Source organism: Streptomyces sp. NPDC058221, assembly GCF_042882365.1.
Lineage (GTDB): Bacteria > Actinomycetota > Actinomycetes > Streptomycetales > Streptomycetaceae > Streptomyces.
The window spans coordinates 17,382-37,586 of the sequence record NZ_JBHVWF010000077.1 but is presented as its reverse complement, the minus strand read 5'-3'; the positions used below and the strand labels follow the sequence as shown (position 1 = coordinate 37,586).

Here is a 20,205-nt window from a genome sequence, read left to right as displayed (position 1 = left end):
CTTCTGTACGGCTGTCGGTCAGACGGCGAGCGCCTGGGCGCGGCGCTTCACCTCCGTGCCGCGATTCTCACTCAGCGCCTGCGCGGGCGTGCCCGGCAGGCTCGGGTCGGGAGTGAAGAGCCATTCCAGCATCTCCTCGTCGGAGTAGCCGTCGTCCCTCAGGAGCGTCAGGGTCCCCGAAAGGCCCTTGACCACCTTGTCGCCGTCGATGAAGGCGGCAGGCACCTGGAGCGCCCGGTTCTCACCACGTCGTACGGCGATGAGCTGGCCATCCTTGACCAGCTGCCGTACACGCGTCACCTGGACATCGAACAATTCGGCGATGTCCGGCAGGTGGAGCCAGGCAGGGACGAGAGCATCGATCTTTGCGTCAATCTCGGTCACAGGACAAGCCTGCCATCCCGGACTGACAGCCGATACCCGGACTCAGCCCTTCAGGGTCCCGCCACCTCCGGAAGGACCGCCGACTTCAGCGGCACGGACGCGTCACCGGCCGGCCCGGGGTCGAGCCGCGCCCCCGCCTCGATGAGCTTGCGCCCCTGGATCAGATCGCGCGGCCGGCCGACGGCGAGTACCGCGACCAGGACGCCGTCCCGCAGCCAGCACACCGACCAGGCGGCACCGGCCGGATCGCCTCGCCGCAGCAGGGTGTCCGCGCCCGCGTGGTGGCCCGCGTACTGCACGAACCGGCCGAACTGCTCGGACCAGAAGTAGGGCACGGGATCGTAGGCGGGCGGCCGCGCGCCGTCCCCGCCGGCCCCGACGATGTGGGCGGCCGCGGTCCGCGGCCCCTGCAGGGCGTTGTCCCAGTGGTGGACCAGCAGGCGTGCCCCGTAGCGAGCCGAGGGGAACGAGGCGCAGTCACCGACGGCGTACACATCGGGCAGCGAGGTGCGCAGGGCCGCGTCGGCGGTCACCGATCCGTCGGGGCCGAGCGCGACGCCGGAGCCGGCCAGCCAGCCGGTGGCCGGCCGGGCGCCGATCCCGACGACGACCGCGCCGGCCGGGACGGTGCGGCCGTCCGCCAGGACCACGCGGCCCGGCTCGATACGGGCCACCCTGGCCCCGGTGAGGAGTTCGGCGCCGCTCTCCGCGTACCAGGCGGCCATCGGGGCCGCGACCTCGGCGGGAAGCGCGCCGGCGAGGGGCCGTTCGGCGGCCTCGACGACGGTGACCGCGCAACCCGCGGCGCGGGCCGCGGTGGCGAACTCGGCGCCGATCCAGCCCGCGCCGACGACCACGACGGGGTGCCGCGCGTCCAGGACGGGCCGCAGCCTGGCCGCGTCGTCGAGGGTGCGCAGCAGATGGACGCCGGGCACGCCGTCGGAGCCGGGCAGCACGACGGGCTCGGCGCCGGTGGCGATGACCAGGACGTCGTAGGGAACGGGCCCGGCGGAAGTGTCCAGTTCATGGTCGGTGCCGCGTACGCCGGTGACTTCGCAGCCCAGCCGCAGCTCGATGCCGAGCGCCTCGAAGTCGATGTCGAAGGCGGATTCCTCGGCCTTGCCGAGCAGGACCGCCTTGGACAGCGGGGGGCGGTCGTACGGCTGATGGGGTTCGGCTCCGATCAGGGTGACGGCGCCGGTGAAGCCTTGCTCGCGCAGAGCCACGGCGGTCTGCACCCCCGCCATGCCCGCGCCGACGACGACCACCCGGCGCCCCGCCTGTTCCGACTGCCGCTCCGGCCGCTCTGCCCGCTGCTGCTCGTTCACCCGACCACCTTAATCAACTGACGACCCGTCAGGAAAGGGGTGCCTCCGCCGGTGCCTCCGCCGGCGCCTCCGCCGCGCCCGCACGGCTGCCCTCCCGCCGCTCCCGCAGGCCCTTCACCCGGTCCCGGGGGCGGGGTCTAGGGTGGCCCCACGTAAAACACTCGCGGGAGCCCGGGCGCACCGGGCTGAGAGGGAGGCTGGGCGGCCTCCGACCGTACGAACCTGATCCGGGTCATGCCGGCGAAGGGAGGGGCTGGACGCCCATGCGTATCCACCGCACGAGCGGGTCCGACGTCCTCGTCATCGGGGGCGGGATCATCGGGCTCGTCACCGCCTGGCGGGCCGCGCAGCGCGGTCTGCGCACCGCCGTCGTCGATCCGGATCCGGGCGGCGGGGCCGCCCGGGTCGCGGCCGGCATGCTGGCCGCCGTCACCGAACTGCACTACGGCGAAGAGATGCTGCTGGGGCTGAACGTCGCCTCGGCCGCGCGTTATCCGGCCTTCGCGGCCGAGCTGGAGGCAGCGAGCGGACAGGACATCGGGTTCCGCGCCTGCGGCACCCTGGCCGTCGCGCTGGACGCCGACGACCGCGCCCATCTGCGGGAACTGCACGAGCTCCAGCGCCGGTCGGGGCTGGAGTCGGAATGGCTCACCGGCCGCGACTGCCGCCGCCTGGAGCCGATGCTGGCGCCGGGCGTGCGCGGCGGTCTGCGGGTCGACGGCGACCACCAGGTCGATCCTCGCCGGCTGGCCACCGCGCTGCTGACCGCGTGCGAGCGGGCCGGGGTCGTCTTCCACCGTCAACGGGCCGAGGAGCTCGCGGTGGTGCGGGACCGGGCCGTCGGCGCCGTACTGGCCGACGGTTCGCGGCCGGCCGCCGATCAGACCGTGCTCGCCGCGGGCAGCTTCAGCGGCCGGCTCGCGGGGGTGCCGGACCACGTCCTGCCACCCGTCCGCCCGGTCAAGGGCCAGGTGCTGCGGCTGACCGTACCCACCGCGTACGCCCCCTTCCTCAGCCGCACCGTGCGGGCCATGGTCCGGGGCAGCCACGTCTACCTCGTGCCGCGCGAGAACGGCGAGCTGGTCATCGGTGCCACCAGCGAGGAGATGGGCTGGGACACCACCGTCACGGCCGGCGGGGTGTACGAGCTGCTGCGCGACGCCCACGAGCTGGTGCCCGGCATCACCGAGCTGCCGCTCACCGAGACCCGGGCCGGTCTGCGCCCCGCCTCACCCGACAACGCGCCGCTGCTCGGCCGCACGGCACTGCCCGGCCTCCACCTCGCCACCGGCCACCACCGCAACGGGGTGCTGCTCACACCCGTCACCGGTGACGCCATGGCGCAGCTGCTGGCCGACGGCGAGCTGCCCGAGGTGGCCCGCCCCTTCTCCCCCGGCCGGTTCCCGGCCGTCGCCGCCCCCGTACGTCAGGAGCAGCCCGCATGACCGCGCCCACCACCCTCTCCGTGTCCGTGAACGGCGAGGCCCTCGCCGTCGCGGCGGGCACCACCCTGGACGCCCTCGTCGCGACTCTGACGGCGGCCCCCTCGGGGGTCGCGGCCGCCCTGAACGAGACCGTCGTCCCGCGCGGCCAGTGGTCCGCCGCGGCGCTCACCGAGGGCGACCGGGTCGAGGTCCTGACCGCTGTCCAGGGGGGCTGACCGTGTCCGACGACCTCTTCACCCTCGGGGACACCGTTTTCGGCTCCCGGCTGATCATGGGGACGGGCGGGGCCCCCAGCCTCGATGTGCTGGAACGCTCACTGACCGCCTCCGGTACCGAGCTGACCACCGTCGCGATGCGCCGCCTCGACCCGACCGTGCAGGGCTCCGTGCTCTCCGTGCTGGAGAAGCTCTCCATCCGCGTCCTGCCGAACACGGCGGGCTGCTACACGGCGGGAGAAGCCGTGCTCACCGCCCGGCTGGCCCGCGAGGCGCTCGGCACCGACTGGGTCAAGCTGGAGGTGGTCGCCGACGAGCGGACCCTGCTGCCCGACCCGATCGAGCTGCTGGACGCCGCGGAGACCTTGGTGGACGACGGTTTCACCGTCCTGCCCTACACCAACGACGACCCGGTGCTGGCCCGGAAGCTGGAGGACGTGGGGTGCGCGGCGGTCATGCCGCTGGGCTCCCCCATCGGCTCGGGCCTGGGCATCCGCAATCCGCACAACTTCCAGCTGATCACCGAGCAGGCACGGGTCCCGGTGATCCTGGACGCGGGCGCGGGGACGGCGTCGGACGCGGCGCTGGCCATGGAGCTCGGGTGCGCGGCTGTGATGCTCGCCTCGGCGGTGACCCGGGCCCAGGAACCCGAGCTGATGGCCGCCGCGATGCGGCATGCGGTGGAGGGCGGCCGGCTGGCCCACCGAGCGGGCCGGATCCCGCGCCGCCACTTCGCCGAGGCGTCGTCGCCGGTGGCGGGGCGTGCGGCGCTGGATCCGGAGCGCCCGGCGTTCTGATCCGTGCCGTCCGGAGCCGTGGCCGCGGTGGATCGCATGTCCCTGTCACGGCTCGGCTGCAGTACGACCGCAGGATTGCCCCGGGCAGTCGGTGGTGTCCGTGGCGGCTCGTAGACTCGCTGCGTGGATACGACCCTCCAGGACCCTCTCGTCGGGCAGCTGCTCGACGGCCGCTACCGCGTCGATGCCCGCATCGCCGTGGGCGGCATGGCCACGGTCTACCGGGCCATGGACACCCGGCTCGACCGGGTGCTCGCCCTCAAGGTGATGCACCCGGCGCTCGCGACCGACGCCTCGTTCGTCGAGCGCTTCATCCGTGAGGCCAAGTCGGTGGCGGGGCTCGCGCACCCCAATGTGGTCGCGGTCTTCGACCAGGGCGCCCAGGGGCAGTATGTCTACCTGGCGATGGAGTACGTCGCGGGCTGCACCCTGCGCGATGTGCTGCGTGAGCGCGGCGCACTGCAGCCGCGGGCCGCGCTGGACATCCTGGAGCCGGTGCTCGCCGCGCTCGGTGCCGCGCACCGGGCGAGCTTCGTGCACCGGGACATGAAGCCGGAGAACGTGCTGATAGGCGACGACGGCCGGGTCAAGGTCGCCGACTTCGGCCTGGTACGGGCCGTGGGCACCGTCACCAACACCACCGGGTCCATCCTGGGCACCGTCTCCTACCTCGCCCCCGAGCAGATCGAGCACGGCACCGCGGACACCCGCGCCGATGTCTACGCCTGCGGCGTGGTGCTGTACGAGATGCTCACCGGCACCAAGCCGCACGGCGGCGACTCCCCCGCCCAGGTCCTCTACCAGCATCTGAACGAGGACGTCCCGGCGCCCTCGGCCGCCGTGCCGGGGCTTCCGGCCGGGCTGGACGAGCTGGTCGCGAGCGCCACCGCCCGTGACCCCGAGGTCCGGCCGTTCGACGCGGTGGAGCTGCTCGCCGAGTCCCGCCGGGCCCGCTCCGGCCTGACCGAGGCCCAGCTGGACGCCCTGCCGCCGCAGGCCATCGCCGAGGCGCACGACGACGCCGAGGACCGCACGAGCGTGATCCGGCGGGTACTGCCGCCCGGCCAGGGCACCGCCCACCACACCAGCCGGCTGGAGATGCCCCCACAGCTGCCGCCGCAGCCCCCGTCCCGCCGGGCCGGCCGCCTGGGCGGGCAGCGCGGCATCATCGCCGCGGTCGTCGCCGTGCTGCTGGTCCTGGGGATCGGCGGCGGTGTCTGGTACATCAACTCAGGACAGTTCACCCACGTCCCCTCGCTGCTCGGCCAGAGCGAGAAGGCGGCCAAGGGGCGGCTCTCGGATTCCGGTCTGGAGCTGAAGGACGTCAAACGGACCTACAGCGACACCGTCGACCGCGGCAAGGTCATCGGCAGCGACCCGAAGTCGGGAGCCCGGATCCGGGGCAACGGCTCGGTGTCGATCACGGTCTCGCGCGGGCCCGAGATCGTGAAGGTGCCCGACGTCCAGGGCGTCGCGCTGGCCGAGGCCAAGCGGAAGCTGACGAAGGCGGGCCTGGTGCCCGGCATGACGACCAGGGAGTTCAGCGAGGACGAGGCGGCCGGTGAGGTGGTGCGCACGGATCCCGAGGCGGGCACCGAGCGCCACCCGGACACCGCGGTCGCGATCGTGGTCTCCAAGGGCAGCCCGGTCGATGTGCCCGACGTCACCGGCCTCTCCGTCGAGGACGCCACCGACGCGCTGGACGAGGAGGGGCTGAAGGCCAAGGTGCTGCCGGACCGGGTGAACTCCCCCGAGGACGCGGGCGACATCGCGCAGCAGTCACCGGCCGAGGGCCGGGAGGTCGCCGAGGGCGACACCATCACGCTCACGGTCTCCAAGGGCCCGCGGATGATCGACGTACCGGACGTCACCGGGAAGGACGTCGACGACGCCCGGAGCGAGCTGGAGGACGCGGGCTTCGAGGTCAAGGTCGACCGCCCGTTCCTCTCCTTCAGCGACACGGTCGCGAGCCAGTCCGTCGAGGGCGACGACCAGGCCCCCGAGGGCAGCACCATCACCATCAAGACCAAGGGGCTCTAGATCCGTATGCGCAACCCTGTCGGCGGCCATGTACCGGTGGCCGGCGGCCTCGCCAAGGTCGGCCTCCCGTACGCCCGGGAGATGGGCGCGGAGGCCATCCAGGTCTTCGTCGCCAATCCGCGCGGCTGGGCGACCCCGGCCGGGAACCCGGCGCAGGACGAGCAGTTCCGCGCCGAGTGCGCCGCCGGGGACGTCCCCGCGTACGTCCACGCGCCGTATCTGATCAACTTCGGCTCGCACACCGGGGCGACCGTGGAGAAGTCCGTGGACTCGCTGCGCCACTCCCTGCGCCGGGCCCGTGAGATCGGCGCCCTGGGCGTCGTGGTGCACACCGGATCGGCGACCAACGGCCGGCCCCGGGCGGAGGCGCTGGCCCAGGTGCGTACCCATATGCGACCGCTGCTGGACGAGCTGACGCACGACGACGATCCCTTCCTGCTGCTGGAGTCGACCGCCGGTCAGGGGTTCTCGCTCTGCTCACGGACCTGGGACTTCGGCCCGTACTTCGACGCGCTCGACGCCCATCCGAAGCTCGGTATCTGTCTCGACACCTGTCACGTCTTCGCCGCGGGACACGATCTGGCCGGTCCCGGCGGGATGAAGGAGACGCTGGACCTGCTGGTGGAGACGGTCGGGGAGGGGCGGCTGAAGCTGATCCACGCCAATGACTCCAAGGATGTGGCCGGAGCCCACAAGGACCGCCACGAGAACATCGGCGCGGGCCACATCGGCGAGGAGCCGTTCCGGGAGCTGTTCTCGCATCCGGCCACCGAAGGCGTGCCGCTGATCATCGAGACACCGGGCGGCAAGGAGGGCCACGCGGCGGACGTCGCCCGGCTGAAGGGACTGCGCGACCCGGTCTGACCCGGCCCCGCCCCCACATTGCGAAATAAGGAATACCCCTCTGGGGTATACGGTTCCTGTAGTCGACAGGACCCGCAATCCGGCTTCGGGGGATCGACATGCAGGACCACGCACAGCACACGGAGCACGCACACCACGCCCGGCACACGGGGCACGTCGGATGGGCGATGGCGGCGCAGGCCACCCTGCACTGCCTCACCGGATGTGCCATCGGCGAGGTGCTCGGCATGGTGATCGGCACCGCACTCGGCTGGGGCAACGTGCCGACGATGGTCCTCGCGATCGTCCTGGCGTTCTTCTTCGGCTACACGCTGACCCTGCGCTCCATCCGGAAGGCCGGCGTCGACTTCCGCACGGCGTTCCGGGTAGCCCTCGCCGCCGACACCCTCTCCATCGCGGTGATGGAGCTGATCGACAACGGGGTGATCGCCCTGTGGCCCGGCGCGATGGACGCGACACTCACGGACGCGCTGTTCTGGGGAACGCTGGCCCTTTCGCTGGCCGTGGCCTTCGTCGTCACCACACCCGTCAACAAGTGGATGATCGGCCGCGGCAAGGGGCACGCCGTGGTGCACCCGTACCACCACTGAGGCGGCCGGGGGAACGGCCGGTCAGAGCTCGGGGCCGTCCCCGGGCTCCTCCTGGTAGGAGTAGCGCTGTTCCTTCCAGGGATCGCCGACGTTGTGATAGCCGCGCTCCTCCCAGAAGCCGCGGCGGTCGGCTGTCATGTACTCGATGCCCCGCACCCATTTGGGGCCCTTCCAGGCGTACAGATGCGGAACGACCAGCCGGAGCGGGAAACCGTGCTCGGCGGTGAGCAGTTCGCCGCCCTTGTGGGTGGCGAACACGGCCCGCTCGGAGGCGAAGTCGTCGAGCCTGAGGTTCGAGCTGAATCCGTACTCGGCCCAGACCATCACATGGGTGACCTGAGGTGCGGGCGGTGCGAGTGCCACGACATCCCGTACGAGGACTCCGCCCCACTCGGCGCCGAGCATGCTGAATTTCGTCACGCAGTGCAGATCGGCGACGACCGAGGAGAAGGGAAGCGCCGAGAATTCCTGATGGTTCCAGCAGTGCTTGTCCCCGTCGGCCGTGGCCCCGAAAACCCGGAATTCCCAGCGGTCGGGTTTGAACTTCGGCACCGGCCCGTAATGGGTGACGGGCCAGCCGCGCTGCAGTCGCTGTCCCGGCGGAAGACCGGACTGCTCTGCTGCGCGGTGTTCCCGGCTTTCCGGCTGACCCATGACTCCATGGTGACAGACAGGCAGGGGTGGTCATGACCAGCACAGAGACGTTTCGGGCATGCACTACTAAGCATGTACTTACTGGACGGCCCTCGGGTGCGATGCGAAGATGCGGCCAACTTGCCCAGTTCACCGGTTGGAAGGAGCCTCTGCGATGCAGGGCGACCCCGAGGTCCTCGAGTTCCTGAACGAACAGTTGACCGCCGAATTGACTGCCATCAATCAGTATTTCCTGCATGCAAAGATGCAGGACAACTTCGGCTGGACGAAGCTCGCGAAGTACACGCGCTCCGAGTCGTTCGACGAGATGAAGCACGCGGAGATCCTGACCGACCGGATTCTCTTCCTCGACGGACTGCCCAACTACCAAAGGCTGTTCCATGTCCGGGTGGGCCAGACGGTCACCGAGATGTTCCAGGCGGACCGCCAGGTCGAGGTGGAGGCGATCGACCGCCTCAAGCGCGGGATCGAGCTGATGCGCGGCAAGGGCGACATCACGTCCGCGAACATCTTCGAGTCGATCCTGGCCGACGAGGAGCACCACATCGACTATCTCGACACCCAACTGGAGCTGGTCGAGAAGCTCGGCGAGCCGCTCTACATCGCGCAGCTGATCGAGCAGCCGGAGAGCTGATCGGAGCGGGCCCGGGGACGGGCCCCGCCGCGCTCAGGCGGCTTCGGGGAACGTGACCGCCGGCGCCAGGGCGGGGCCGGTGCCGGGAACGGCACCCGGTTCCGCACCGGGAGCGCCGCCCGCCGTGAGGCGGTCGGTGGCGGCAGGTGCCTGCTTCTCGTCCAGCAGCTCGCGGCGCGGACAGCCGCCGCGGCCGAGCATCGCCTGAATGGTGCGGACACAGCCCCCGCAGTCGGTCCCCGCCTTGCAGGCGGAGGCTATCTGGCGGGGCGTGCAGGCGCCGGCTTCCGCATGCTTCTTGACCTGCTGCTCCGTAACGCCGAAGCACGAGCAGACGTACATGCGGTTTCACCTCCCGGCGGGGTGGGTCGTGGCGGCCGCCCCGATAATCGGTGAGGCTAACCTAACCTTACCCGCCACTCAAGGGCGGTAAAAGCCCCACAACGCCCTGTGGGGCACGGATCACATCGATCCGTGCCCCACAGTCGTGCGTGCGCTACCAGCCGTTGTGCCTACTGATCCCGGTACATCTCTGCGACCAGGAACGCGAGGTCCAGCGACTGGCTGCGGTTGAGACGCGGGTCGCAGGCCGTCTCGTAACGCTGGTGCAGATCGTCCACGAAGATCTCGTGGCCGCCGCCGACGCACTCGGTGACGTCGTCGCCGGTGAGTTCGACGTGGATGCCGCCCGGGTGGGTGCCGAGGCCCTTGTGCACCTCGAAGAAGCCCTTGACCTCGTCCAGGACGTCGTCGAAGCGGCGGGTCTTGTGACCGGAGGCGGCCTCGAAGGTGTTGCCGTGCATCGGGTCGGTCACCCAGGCGACGGTGGCGCCGGAGGCGGTGACCTTCTCGACCAGGGCCGGGAGCTTGTCGCGGACCTTGTCGGCGCCCATCCGGACGATGAAGGTCAGCCGGCCGGGCTCACGCTCGGGGTCGAGACGGTCCACGTAGGCGAGCGCCTCGTCGACGGTGGTCGTCGGTCCGAGCTTGATGCCGATCGGGTTGCGGATCTTCGAGGCGAACTCGATGTGCGCGCCGTCCATCTGGCGGGTGCGCTCACCGATCCACACCATGTGACCCGAGGTGTCGTACAGCTCGCCGGTGCGCGAGTCGGTGCGGGTCAGCGCCGACTCGTAGTCCAGCAGCAGGCCCTCGTGCGAGGAGTAGAACTCGACGGCCTTGAACTCGGCCGGGTCCGTGCCGCACGCCTTCATGAAGTTCAGCGCGTTGTCGATCTCGCGGGCCAGCGCCTCGTAGCGCTGACCGGACGGGGACGACTTCACGAAGTCCTGGTTCCAGGCGTGCACCTGGCGCAGGTCGGCGTAACCGCCGGTGGTGAAGGCGCGGACGAGGTTCAGCGTGGAAGCGGATGCGTGGTACATCTGCTTCAGCCGGTCCGGATCCGGTACGCGGTCGGCCTCGGTGAAGGCGAAGCCGTTGACGGAGTCGCCGCGGTAGGTCGGCAGGGTCACGCCGTCGCGGGTCTCGGTCGACTTGGAGCGGGGCTTGGAGTACTGGCCGGCAATCCGGCCCACCTTGACGACGGGCACGGAGGCCGCGTAGGTGAGGACGGCGCTCATCTGGAGCAGCGTCTTCAGCTTGGCGCGGATGTGCTCGGCCGACACGGCGTCGAAGGCCTCGGCGCAGTCACCGCCCTGAAGCAGGAACGCCTCGCCCTTGGCGACGGCTCCCATGCGGGCGCGCAGCTGGTCGCACTCGCCGGCGAAGACGAGCGGCGGATACGACGCGAGGTCCGCGAGTACATCGCGCAGCGCCTCGGAGTCGGGGTACTCGGGCTGCTGCGCCGCGGGAAGGTCTCGCCAGGTGTTGCCACCGGCGACGAAGGTATTGGCGTTCACGGTCACGGTTCCCACATTACGGGGTCGTGTCGACTGCTTTTTCTGCTGCTCAGTGACTGAGACGGACATCTCGGCACGTCGAGTGACGAGGGTCACCCCCGCGCCTGCTAGCCTCACGTTTTTCAGTGTTGGGCAAGTGGACAACAAGTGGACAACAGGGGTGGGGACTTGAAGCGGAATCACCGTAGGGACCTGCGGAGACGGCGGCTGCTGTTCGGGGCGGGGGCCGCGGTCGTGGCGACCGCGACGATCGGCACGCTCGCCATGGCCTCGCAGAACTCCGCGACCACCGACGGCAAGCCGGGGCCCGCCACCGCCGCGCTGCAGGCCCAGTTCAGGGACGCGGCCCGCGAGTTCGATGTCCCGCAGAGCGTGCTGATGGCTGTCTCCTACCGCCAGACGCTGTGGGAGAGCCACGACGGCGAGCCGAGCACCAGCGGCGCGTACAACGTCATGGGGCTCACCCGGGTCTCCGCCGACGACATCGAGCAGCCGACGGACGCGGAGCGGCTCTCGCACCTCAACATGAGCGGCGACCCGGCCGTCACCAAGCACTTCGACGCCGGGCGCGCGCTGCGCAGCCTTCCGAAGCGGGTGGACACGGCCGCGGCCGAGCTGCACACGCTGGACGAGGCCGCGAAGCTCATCGACAAGCCGGCCGGCACGGTGCAGGACGACACCGCGCAGAGCATCCGCGCGGGCGCGGCCCTGCTCGCGCAGTACCAGCGCGAGGCCACCGACTCGCTGCCCGACGACGCCGGCCAGTGGTACCCGGCGGTCGCGCGCTACAGCCAGGCACCTGACACCAAGGGCGCCACGCTCTTCGCCAACCGCGTCTTCGAGTCCGTCCGCAGCGGCGAGAGCCGGCTGACGGCGGACGGCCAGCAGCTGTCGCTGCCCGCCGATCCGTCGGTGACTCCGGTCAAGCCCGCGAAGCTGCGGCTGGCCGCGACGAACGCGAGCACCACCGCGGCCCCGGCGCCGGAGTGCCCCTCCGGTCTGAACTGCGACTTCAAGCCCGCCGGGTACAAGCAGAACAGCTCCACCCCGGACGACTTCGGCAACTACAACGAGGCCGACCGTCCGGCCAGTGGCGAGGACATCCGCTACATCGTCATCCATGACACGGAGGGCGGCTACGCCGGTTCGCTGGCCACCTTCCAGAACCCGGCCTCCTACGCCAGCGCGCACTATCTGATCCGGGCCAAGGACGGTCTGGTCACCCAGCTGGTCAAGACCAAGGACGAGGCGTGGCACGCGGCGAACAAGACCGTGAACATGCACTCGGTCGGGATCGAGCACGAGGGCTACGCGATCAAGTCGGGCAGCTGGTACACCGAGCCGCAGTACGAGTCCTCCGCGACGCTCGTGAAGTACCTCGCCGGCAAGTTCGGCATCCCGCTCGACCGTGAGCACATCATCGGCCACGACGAGGTGCCGGGCGTCCTGGACGCCAATGTCGCGACGCAGCACTGGGACCCGGGCCCCTTCTGGGACTGGAACCACTACATGTCCCTGATCGGCGCCCCCACCGGCGCCAGTGGCGCGGGCGGCCCGGTCAAGGCCGGCCAGGTGGTCCGGGTCGTACCCCCGTTCACCACGGCCAACCAGCCGACGCTGACGTACGGCGGCAGCACGGTGGCCAAGCAGCCGGCGAACTTCGGCTACCTGTACACCTCCAACTCGACGACGTCGGCGAAGATCACCGACCCGTACATGCCGAACGTGAAGGCCACGGACGGGCCGAACTGGGGCAACAAGGTCGTCGCGGGCGGCACGTACGTCGTCGCCGAGGCCAAGGGCGACTGGACGGCCGTCTGGTACGGCGGCAAGAAGGCCTGGTTCCAGAACCCGGGCGGCCAGTTCACCAAGTCGGTCGCCAAGACCCCCCAGCCGGTGCTGAAGCCCAAGGCCGGCGCGACGTCCGTCCCGGTGTACGGACGCGCCTACCCGGAGGACGCCGCGTACTCCGGCACCGGTGTGCCGGTGCAGGACGACAACGGCAAGTCCCTGTCGAAGTACACCGTCCCCGCAGGCCAGGCCTACTTCCAGGCCGGTCCGGCGCAGGCCGGGGACTACTGGTTCGCGGGTACGTTCGCCGGTGAGGCCGAGAACGACCGCACGCTGGTGAAGGGGAACACGCTCTTCTACCCGATCCGCTACAACCACCGCATCGCCTGGGTGAAGGCCAGCGACGTCCAGCAGGCGAGCAGCGCGGTCCCCGATGCCGGGACCGACCGCTACAACATGATCGGCCGGGACAGCGCGGGCGACGTCTGGCAGTACCAGGGCACGGGCAGCGCCACGTCCCCGTACTACAAGCGCTACCTCATGGGCTACGGCTGGCAGAACTACACCGCCATCACCGCCATGACCGCGATGCGGGCCGACGGCACCGGCGACATCGTGGCCCGCGACAAGGACGGCGTGCTCTGGTACTACCGCGGCAGCGGCAACCCGGACAAGCCGTACCAGGCGCGGCTGAAGGTGGGCAGCGGCTGGAACCAGTACAACGGCATCTGGGGCATGCGCGACCTGGACGGCGACGGCAAGGCGGACATGATCGCCCGCAACGGCTCCGGCGTCATCTACTTCTACAAGGGGACGGGCGACCCGGCGAAGCCCTTCGCCCCCAAGGCGCAGATCGGCACCGGCTGGCAGATCTACGACGCCTTCGCCTCCACCGGCGATCTGAACGGTGACGGCAAGGCCGACTTCGTGGGCCGGGACAAGTCCGGTGTGCTCTGGCTCTACACGGGCACGGGCAGCGCCACCGCGCCGTACGCCAAGCGGGTCCAGATCGGTTCCGGCTGGGGGACGTACAAGACCCTGCTGGGTCCGAGCGACCTGAACCGGGACGGTATCGGTGACCTGGTCGGCATCGACGGCTCCGGAGTGCTCTGGTACTACAAGGGCACCGGGAACGCGGCCAAGCCGTTCGCGACGAAGGCGAAGGCCGGTACCGGCTGGCAGATCTACAACACGCTGTTCTAGCCGGCAGGCCGTCCAGTGACGAAGGGGCCCGTTCCACCCGGCCGGGTGCAACGGGCCCCTTCGTGTCACGGCGTGGGCTAAGGTACGTGCATGTTCGCGCACTCGACCCGTAACTGGTGGTGGACCGCTCATCCGGCGGCCCACTGACTGCGCGCACACAGACAGACGCAGAGGCCGCCCGAGGGGCGGCCTTTTCCGTGTCCACGGGCCGTTCCTCCCAGCTGATTCCAGTGGAGGGAACCCCGCATGACACCGCACACCGCACCGCAGCAGATCGTCGAGAGACTCCTCGGCGACGACTGCCCGCCCTTCGCCCTGCTCCGCCGGCGTACGCCCGGCCATGACCACGACACCGTCGAGGTGCTGATCGGCCGGGTGCGGGAGGTGGACCGGCTCGCCGGTATCCCCGTCGGTGAGCGGCCCTCGCTCGCCCTGGTGCCGTTCCGGCAGATCGCCGAGCGCGGCTTCGACGTGCGGGACGACGGGACCCCGCTGACCGTGCTGGTCGCGGACGAGACGTACGAACTCCGCCTCGACGAGGCGCTGGAGCTGCTCCCCGCCCATGAGGTGCGGGTCGAGGACGGTGCCTTCGACGTCGGGGACGCTGAGTACGCGGGCACCGTCCGGCGGGTCATCGAGGACGAGATCGGCCGGGGCGAGGGTGCGAACTTCGTCATCCGGCGGACCTTCCGGGGCGAGATCCCGGGGTTCGGCCGGGCGGACGCGCTGGCGCTGTTCCGGCGGCTGCTGGCCGGGGAACGGGGGGCGTACTGGACGTTCGTCGTCCACACAGATGGCGGCGAGCCCGAGGGGCTCTCGTCCTCGGGGCGGCGGCGGGCGGCGGGAGGGCGGACGCTGGTGGGCGCCAGCCCCGAGGTGCATGTGCGGATGTCCGGCGGGACGGTCGTGATGAACCCGATCAGCGGCACCTACCGCTACCCGGCCGAAGGACCGTCCGCGGAGGGCCTGCTGGCCTTCCTCGGTGACCGCAAGGAGACCGAGGAGCTCTCCATGGTGGTCGACGAGGAACTCAAGATGATGTGCACCGTCGGCGACATGGGCGGGGTGGTGATCGGCCCGCGGCTCAAGGAGATGGCCCATCTCGCCCACACGGAGTACGAGTTGCGCGGACGCTCCTCGCTGGATGTGCGCGAGGTGCTGAAGGAGACCATGTTCGCGGCGACCGTCACCGGCTCCCCCGTGCAGAACGCCTGCCGGGTCATCGAGCGGTACGAGCCCGGCGGGCGCGGCTACTACGCGGGCGCGCTGGCCCTCCTGCGGCAGGGTCCGGACGGGGCGCAGACGCTGGATTCGCCGATCCTGATCAGGACCGCCGACATCTCGGCGGACGGTGAGCTGCGGGTACCGGTCGGGGCGACGCTGGTGCGCCACTCCGACCCGGAGAGCGAGGTCGCCGAGACCCACGCCAAGGCGGCCGGGGTGCTGACCGCGCTGGGCGTGCTGCCGGGCCGGCCGAGGACCGGGGGCGCGCCGCCGCGACTGGCCGAGGACCCGCGGGTGCGGGCTGCGCTGGACGCCAGGCGGGACGGGCTCGCACCGTTCTGGCTGCGGATGCAGGAGCGCACCGACGAGCTGTCCGGCCATGCGCTGGTGATCGACGGCGAGGACACCTTCACCGCGATGCTGGGGCATCTGCTGCGCGCCTCGGGTCTCGATGTGTCGGTGCGCCGCTACGACGAGCCGGGGCTGCGCGAGGCCGTGCGGGCGCACGAGGGGCCGATCGTGCTGGGACCCGGTCCCGGCAATCCGGGCGATGCGGCCGATCCGAAGATGCGGCTGCTGCGCGCGCTGGCCGCCGAGCTGGTCCGGGACCACCGGCACGGGCTGCTGGGTGTGTGTCTGGGCCACGAGCTGATCGCGGCGGAGCTGGGTCTCGATATCGTCCGCAAGACCGTGCCGTACCAGGGCGCGCAGACCAGGATCGAGCTGTTCGGGCGGCCGGAGACCGTCGGCTTCTACAACAGCTTCACCGCGCGCTGCGACGACGCCGTGGTCACCGAACTGGCGGCGCACGGCATCGAGGCGAGCGTGGACGGGGCGACCGGGGAGCTGCACGCGCTGCGCGGCGACGGCTTCGCCTCGGTGCAGTTCCACCCTGAGTCGGTGCTGACGCTGCGCGGCGCGGCGATCGTGGGCGAGCTGCTGGCGGGGCTGCCGGTGCGCGGCTGAGGGGGCCGCCCGGGTCCGCCGGAATCAGGACCCGGGCACCGCCGGGACCAGGACGTTCTCGCTGCGGCGGCCGGCCAGGTAGTCGTCGATGTTCCGGACGGTGGCCTCGATGATCTGGCCCACCGCGTCCTCGGTGTAGTAGGCCTGGTGCGAGGTGACGATGACGTTCGGGAAGGTGACCAGCCGGGCCAGGGTGTCGTCGTCGATGCCCTCCAGGGACTTGTCCAGGAAGAAGAGCCCGGCCTCGGCCTCGTAGACGTCGAGTCCGACACCGAGGAAGCGGCCGGCCCGCAACTCCCCGACCAGGGCCGTGGTGTCGACGAGTCCGCCGCGGCTGGAGTTGACCAGGATCGCGTCGTCCTTCATCCGGGCCAGGGCGTCCCTGCCGATGACGTGGTGCGTCGAGGGCAGCAGCGGGACGTGCAGGCTGATCAGGTCGGACTCGGCCAGGAGCTGCTCCTTCTCGACGTACCGCATGCCCAGCTCGACGCAGGCCGGGTTCTCCGCGACGTCCCAGCCGAGGAGATTCATGCCGAAGCCATGGGCGATCCGGGTGAAGGCCTCGCCGATCTTGCCGGTGCCGACGACGCCGGCGGTGCGGCCGTGCATGTCGCGGCCGAGGAGTCCGTCGAGGCGGAAGTCGAAGTCACGGGTGCGGCTCGCGGCCCGGATGACACGGCGGTTGACCGCCATGGCGAGGGCCCAGGCGAACTCGGCGACGGAGTACGGCGAGTAATAGGAGACGCGGGCGACGCGCATGGCGAGGCGCTCGGCGACGTCCAGGTCGATGTTGTTGAAGCCGGTGGACCGCTGGGCGATCATCTGGGTGCCGCCGGCCGCGAGGGTCTGCAGGACGCCGCTGCCCAGGTCGGCGTTGACGCTGGTGGAGATGGCCTCGTAGCCGGCCGCGATGGGGGCGGTGTCCCGGTTCAGGAAGACGTCCAGGCAGCGGACCTCGTGCGTCCCGGCGAACGCTCTCTCGATCAGCGGCTTCTCGTCGGACTGCACACCGAAGGCCAGGATTTCCACGACGTCTCCCGTGACTGATGCGGGCGGGGTGCCGGGTCCCCACGCACCGGGGCGCGTACGGAGCCGGACGGTCCGGTCATCGCGAATATAAGGCCGGGACGCCCGGCACGCCGCCCGGCCCTCAGCCGAAGAAGACCCCCACTTCCGCGTAGAGCGCCGGGTCGACGGTCTTGAGCCGGGCCGTCGCCTCGGCGATCGGCACCCGCACGATGTCCGTGCCGCTCAGGGCGACCATCTTCCCGAAGTCGCCGTCGTGCACGGCTTCGATGGCGTGCAGGCCGAACCGGGTGGCGAGCCAGCGGTCGAAGGCGCTGGGGGTGCCGCCGCGCTGGACGTGCCCGAGGACGGTGGTCCTGGCCTCGTTTCCGGTGCGGCGCTCGATCTCCTTGGCCAGCCACTCGCCGACGCCGGAGAGGCGGACATGGCCGAAGGAGTCCTGCGAGCCGTCCTTGAGGACCATCTCGCCCTCGGCCGGCACGGCCCCTTCGGCGACCACCACGATCGGGGCGTAGCTGGCCCGGAACCGGGAGGTCACCCAGGCGCAGACCTGGTCGGTGTCGAAGGGCTGTTCCGGGATGAGGATGACGTTGGCACCGCCGGCCAGCCCGGAGTGGAGCGCGATCCAGCCGGCGTGGCGGCCCATCACCTCGACGACCAGGACCCGCATATGGGACTCGGCCGTGGTGTGCAGCCGGTCGATGGCCTCGGTCGCGATGCCGACGGCCGTGTCGAAGCCGAAGGTGTAGTCGGTGGCGGACAGGTCGTTGTCGATGGTCTTCGGTACGCCGACGCAGGGAATGCCGTGTTCGTCGGACAGGGTCGCCGCCACCCCGAGGGTGTCCTCGCCGCCGATCGTGACGAGTGCGTCGACCTCGTGCCGGTCGAGGGTGTCCCTGATCCGGCGGACGCCGTGCTCCGCCTTGAGCGGGTTGGTGCGTGAGGATCCGAGGATGGTGCCGCCGCGCGGCAGGATGCCGCGCACCGCCGGAATGGAGAGCGGGACCGTCACCCCTTCCAGCGGCCCGCGCCAGCCGTCCCGGAAACCGATGAAGTCGTAGTCGTACTCCTGCACGCCCTTGCGGACGACGGCACGGATGACCGCGTTGAGCCCGGGGCAGTCGCCGCCCCCGGTCAGTACTCCGACCCGCATGGAAGCATCCCTTCGCCGAAGTGAGCTCACTCAACTCCACGCTAAGGGTGATCCAGGTCACTCCGTGATGGGTTGTACGGTCAATTCCCGCGCAATGTGCGGCTGTTGATCTCAGATGTCGTCGAGGCCGCGCTCGATCGCGTACCGCACGAGCTCCACCCGGTTGTGCAGCTGGAGCTTGCCCAGGGTGTTCTGGACGTGGTTCTGGACGGTGCGGTGCGAGATGACCAGCCGTTCGGCGATCTGCTTGTACGAGAGTCCCTTGGCGACCAGCCGCAGCACCTCGGTCTCCCGGTCGGTGAGTTCCGGGGCCTTCGGCTCGTCGGACGCGACGGGGGCCGGCTCGGAGGCCAGCCTGCGGTACTCGCCGAGTACGAGGCCGGCGAGGCCGGGGGTGAAGACGGGGTCGCCGGCCGCGGTGCTGCGGACCGCCTCGCTCAGCTCCTGGGTGCTCGCCGACTTCACCAGATAGCCGGTGGCACCGGACTTGACCGCCTCCAGCACATCGGCGTGCTCACCGCTCGCGGAGAGCACCAGGACCCGCAGCCCGGGGTGCGAGCCGACGAGCTCCTTGCAGACCTGGACGCCGGGCATCCCGGGCAGGTTGAGGTCGAGGACGAGAACGTCGGGGCTGACGGCCCCGGCCCGGCGGACGGCCTGCGGGCCGTCGCCCGCGGTCGCCACCACGTCGAAACCGGACTCGGCGAGGTCACGGGCGACGGCGTCGCGCCACATCGGGTGGTCGTCGACCACCATCACCCTGATCGCCCGCTGCTGTCCCGCCGCGCCCTGATCGTGCTCTGCGCTCATCGGACCGAACCCGCCTTCCCCCGTGAGATCTTCGGAACCTTCAGTTCGACCTCGGTGCCCTGACCGGGCACCGAGATCAGCTCTGCCGTGCCGCCCAGCTCGTTCAGCCGGCCACGTATCGACAGGGCGACGCCGAGCCGCCCCTCACCCTCGGCCTGGGCGAGCCGCCCCTCCGGGATGCCGGGTCCGTCGTCCCGGACCGTCACTATCACCTCGTCCGGCCAGTCCTCGACCAGGATCCAGGCCTGGGCGTTCTCCCCCGCGTGCACCCGGACATTGTCCAGGGCGGCGCCGACGGCGGCCGCCAGCTGGCCGGCCGCCGCGGGCGGGAGCAGCACCGGGGCGCCGGGCTCCGCGAAGCTGACCCGGGAGCCGGCGTGCGGGGCGAGCAGGGCGCGCAGGTCCGTACCGCCCGGCGCGTCCGGCTCGTCGTCCGTCTCGACGGTCCGCACCACGGCGCCCTCGGCGGCGTCCTCGGACACCCGGGTGGGCGGCACCAGGCCGCTGGAGACCAGGGTGCGCAGCGCGACCTCCTGCTCCCCGGCCATCCGGCCCAGTTCGGCGGCCTCGCCGCCGATCGCCGTACCGCGTCGCTGCACCATCGCGAGGACCTGGAGCACGCTGTCGTGGATGTCGCGCGCCAGCCGTTCCCGTTCCCGGGTGGCGGCCTCGATCTCCAGGGCGCGGGCGAGGGTGCGCTCACTGGCGCGGGCGACCTCGACGACGTAACCGATCGCGATGGAGGCCACCCAGACCAGCAGGACGTTGTGCAGGGTGTCGCGGCTGGGTTCGGCGCGCTCGATGAGGTTGGCGACGGCGACGAGGCTGGAGGCGAAGGCCGCCCAGCGCCAGCCGCCCTTGATCGCGAAGGCCAGCACGGAGCCCGCGGTCCAGATCGACGGCAGGGTCGGGCCGTCGACGTGCTGGGCCTGGAAGTCGGCGAGCGGGGTCAGAAGGATGCCGGCGAGGGCGAGGGCGAGATCAATCCCGAGGAAGCGCTTGGTGCACGCCGCGGCGCTCGCCACCCACGGCAGGGTGGCGAGCGTCCAGACGGCCATGACCGTCAGGAAGACGACGGCCACCCACGGCCGCTCGTACTTGTCGCGTCCGAAGACGGCGAGCAGGATCGCGTAGAGCGTCGTCAGAATGCGGTACGCCGTCAGGGCACGCCACAGCGGCTGCTCGACCGACATCCGCACGACCCGCACGCGCTTGGCCATCT

19 protein-coding genes and 1 riboswitch are annotated in these 20,205 nt (G+C 71.0%); of the genes, 10 read left to right on the top strand and 9 right to left on the bottom strand.

All coding sequences use genetic code 11. The annotated features are described in order from the left end of the window. Window positions 1–18: 18 nt before the first annotated feature. Entirely contained in the window at window positions 19–384 is a 366-nt protein-coding gene (locus ACFVW8_RS23445) for an Rv2175c family DNA-binding protein (RefSeq protein ID WP_389693026.1), read from the bottom strand. 50 nt (window positions 385–434) lie between these two features. Further along, window positions 435–1,712, bottom strand: coding sequence for an NAD(P)/FAD-dependent oxidoreductase (locus ACFVW8_RS23440; protein ID WP_389693024.1), 1,278 nt, complete (start codon window positions 1,710–1,712; stop codon window positions 435–437). 153 nt (window positions 1,713–1,865) lie between these two features. After that, window positions 1,866–1,978, top strand: a riboswitch (TPP riboswitch). Between ACFVW8_RS23440 and thiO the strand changes: the two genes are divergently transcribed. The 6 genes from thiO (at window position 1,976) to ACFVW8_RS23410 (ending at window position 7,663) form a co-directional block, all read left to right on the top strand. After that, window positions 1,976–3,157, top strand: coding sequence for a glycine oxidase ThiO (gene thiO, locus ACFVW8_RS23435; RefSeq protein ID WP_389693022.1), 1,182 nt, complete (start codon window positions 1,976–1,978; stop codon window positions 3,155–3,157). It overlaps the preceding riboswitch by 3 nt. Continuing rightward, the gene (gene thiS, locus ACFVW8_RS23430) at window positions 3,154–3,372 is read left to right on the top strand and encodes a sulfur carrier protein ThiS (protein WP_389693020.1); all 219 of its coding nucleotides are present in this window, start codon (window positions 3,154–3,156) and stop codon (window positions 3,370–3,372) included. The genes thiO and thiS overlap by 4 nt, the downstream gene beginning before the upstream one ends. Before the next feature lie 2 nt (window positions 3,373–3,374). After that, entirely contained in the window at window positions 3,375–4,169 is a 795-nt protein-coding gene (locus tag ACFVW8_RS23425; protein WP_389693018.1) for a thiazole synthase, read from the top strand. 123 nt (window positions 4,170–4,292) lie between these two features. After that, the gene (gene pknB / locus ACFVW8_RS23420; RefSeq protein WP_389693016.1) at window positions 4,293–6,209 is read left to right on the top strand and encodes a Stk1 family PASTA domain-containing Ser/Thr kinase; all 1,917 of its coding nucleotides are present in this window, start codon (window positions 4,293–4,295) and stop codon (window positions 6,207–6,209) included. A gap of 6 nt (window positions 6,210–6,215) precedes the next feature. Then, window positions 6,216–7,073 (top strand): deoxyribonuclease IV, encoded by an 858-nt coding sequence (locus ACFVW8_RS23415; protein ID WP_389693014.1) that lies wholly within the window; start codon window positions 6,216–6,218, stop codon window positions 7,071–7,073. A 98-nt stretch (window positions 7,074–7,171) separates the two neighbouring features. After that, on the top strand, window positions 7,172–7,663 hold the full coding sequence (locus ACFVW8_RS23410) for a DUF4396 domain-containing protein (RefSeq protein ID WP_389693012.1): 492 nt from the start codon (window positions 7,172–7,174) through the stop codon (window positions 7,661–7,663). 21 nt (window positions 7,664–7,684) lie between these two features. Here ACFVW8_RS23410 and ACFVW8_RS23405 read toward each other — a convergent pair whose 3' ends face one another. Continuing rightward, entirely contained in the window at window positions 7,685–8,317 is a 633-nt protein-coding gene (locus ACFVW8_RS23405) for a sulfite oxidase-like oxidoreductase (RefSeq protein ID WP_389693010.1), read from the bottom strand. A 154-nt stretch (window positions 8,318–8,471) separates the two neighbouring features. Here ACFVW8_RS23405 and bfr point away from each other — a divergent pair, with 154 nt between their 5' ends. Beyond that, window positions 8,472–8,951, top strand: coding sequence for a bacterioferritin (bfr, locus tag ACFVW8_RS23400; protein WP_123470058.1), 480 nt, complete (start codon window positions 8,472–8,474; stop codon window positions 8,949–8,951). 33 nt (window positions 8,952–8,984) lie between these two features. Here bfr and ACFVW8_RS23395 read toward each other — a convergent pair whose 3' ends face one another. Beyond that, window positions 8,985–9,293 (bottom strand): bacterioferritin-associated ferredoxin, encoded by a 309-nt coding sequence (locus ACFVW8_RS23395; protein WP_389693008.1) that lies wholly within the window; start codon window positions 9,291–9,293, stop codon window positions 8,985–8,987. Window positions 9,294–9,463: 170 nt separating this feature from the next. After that, on the bottom strand, window positions 9,464–10,816 hold the full coding sequence (locus ACFVW8_RS23390) for a class II 3-deoxy-7-phosphoheptulonate synthase (protein ID WP_389693006.1): 1,353 nt from the start codon (window positions 10,814–10,816) through the stop codon (window positions 9,464–9,466). A gap of 162 nt (window positions 10,817–10,978) precedes the next feature. Between ACFVW8_RS23390 and ACFVW8_RS23385 the strand changes: the two genes are divergently transcribed. The 3 genes from ACFVW8_RS23385 (at window position 10,979) to ACFVW8_RS23375 (ending at window position 15,994) form a co-directional block, all read left to right on the top strand. Beyond that, complete coding sequence (locus ACFVW8_RS23385) at window positions 10,979–13,804, top strand: N-acetylmuramoyl-L-alanine amidase (RefSeq protein ID WP_389693004.1); 2,826 nt, start codon at window positions 10,979–10,981, stop codon at window positions 13,802–13,804. Window positions 13,805–13,894: 90 nt separating this feature from the next. Then, complete coding sequence (locus ACFVW8_RS23380) at window positions 13,895–13,951, top strand: trp operon leader peptide (protein WP_073735655.1); 57 nt, start codon at window positions 13,895–13,897, stop codon at window positions 13,949–13,951. Window positions 13,952–14,050: 99 nt separating this feature from the next. Next, window positions 14,051–15,994, top strand: a complete 1,944-nt coding sequence (locus ACFVW8_RS23375) for an anthranilate synthase family protein (protein WP_389693002.1) — start codon at window positions 14,051–14,053, stop codon at window positions 15,992–15,994. 24 nt (window positions 15,995–16,018) lie between these two features. Here the strand turns inward: ACFVW8_RS23375 and ACFVW8_RS23370 are convergent, their stop codons facing one another. From ACFVW8_RS23370 to macS, 4 genes are all read right to left on the bottom strand, one after another. Beyond that, the gene (locus tag ACFVW8_RS23370; RefSeq protein ID WP_389693000.1) at window positions 16,019–17,023 is read right to left on the bottom strand and encodes a 2-hydroxyacid dehydrogenase; all 1,005 of its coding nucleotides are present in this window, start codon (window positions 17,021–17,023) and stop codon (window positions 16,019–16,021) included. 121 nt (window positions 17,024–17,144) lie between these two features. Further along, complete coding sequence (locus ACFVW8_RS23365; protein ID WP_389692998.1) at window positions 17,145–18,173, bottom strand: 6-phosphofructokinase; 1,029 nt, start codon at window positions 18,171–18,173, stop codon at window positions 17,145–17,147. 111 nt (window positions 18,174–18,284) lie between these two features. Beyond that, on the bottom strand, window positions 18,285–18,983 hold the full coding sequence (locus ACFVW8_RS23360) for a response regulator (protein ID WP_389692996.1): 699 nt from the start codon (window positions 18,981–18,983) through the stop codon (window positions 18,285–18,287). Continuing rightward, window positions 18,980–20,203, bottom strand: coding sequence for a MacS family sensor histidine kinase (gene macS, locus ACFVW8_RS23355; protein WP_389692994.1), 1,224 nt, complete (start codon window positions 20,201–20,203; stop codon window positions 18,980–18,982). Before macS ends, ACFVW8_RS23360 begins: the two co-directional genes overlap by 4 nt. Window positions 20,204–20,205: the final 2 nt, after the last annotated feature.

Excerpts from the sequence above, each read along its gene's own strand:
- thiO (WP_389693022.1), top strand. The coding sequence starts at position 1,976 with ATGCGTATCCACCGCACGAGCGGGTCCGACGTCCTCGTCATCGGGGGC.
- thiS (WP_389693020.1), top strand. The coding sequence starts at position 3,154 with ATGACCGCGCCCACCACCCTCTCCGTGTCCGTGAACGGCGAGGCCCTC.
- ACFVW8_RS23415 (WP_389693014.1), top strand. The coding sequence starts at position 6,216 with ATGCGCAACCCTGTCGGCGGCCATGTACCGGTGGCCGGCGGCCTCGCC.
- ACFVW8_RS23410 (WP_389693012.1), top strand. The coding sequence starts at position 7,172 with ATGCAGGACCACGCACAGCACACGGAGCACGCACACCACGCCCGGCAC.
- ACFVW8_RS23405 (WP_389693010.1), bottom strand. The coding sequence starts at position 8,317 with ATGGGTCAGCCGGAAAGCCGGGAACACCGCGCAGCAGAGCAGTCCGGT.
- bfr (WP_123470058.1), top strand. The coding sequence starts at position 8,472 with ATGCAGGGCGACCCCGAGGTCCTCGAGTTCCTGAACGAACAGTTGACC.
- ACFVW8_RS23395 (WP_389693008.1), bottom strand. The coding sequence starts at position 9,293 with ATGTACGTCTGCTCGTGCTTCGGCGTTACGGAGCAGCAGGTCAAGAAG.
- ACFVW8_RS23375 (WP_389693002.1), top strand. The coding sequence starts at position 14,051 with ATGACACCGCACACCGCACCGCAGCAGATCGTCGAGAGACTCCTCGGC.
- ACFVW8_RS23365 (WP_389692998.1), bottom strand. The coding sequence starts at position 18,173 with ATGCGGGTCGGAGTACTGACCGGGGGCGGCGACTGCCCCGGGCTCAAC.
- ACFVW8_RS23360 (WP_389692996.1), bottom strand. The coding sequence starts at position 18,983 with ATGAGCGCAGAGCACGATCAGGGCGCGGCGGGACAGCAGCGGGCGATC.
- macS (WP_389692994.1), bottom strand. The coding sequence starts at position 20,203 with ATGGCCAAGCGCGTGCGGGTCGTGCGGATGTCGGTCGAGCAGCCGCTG.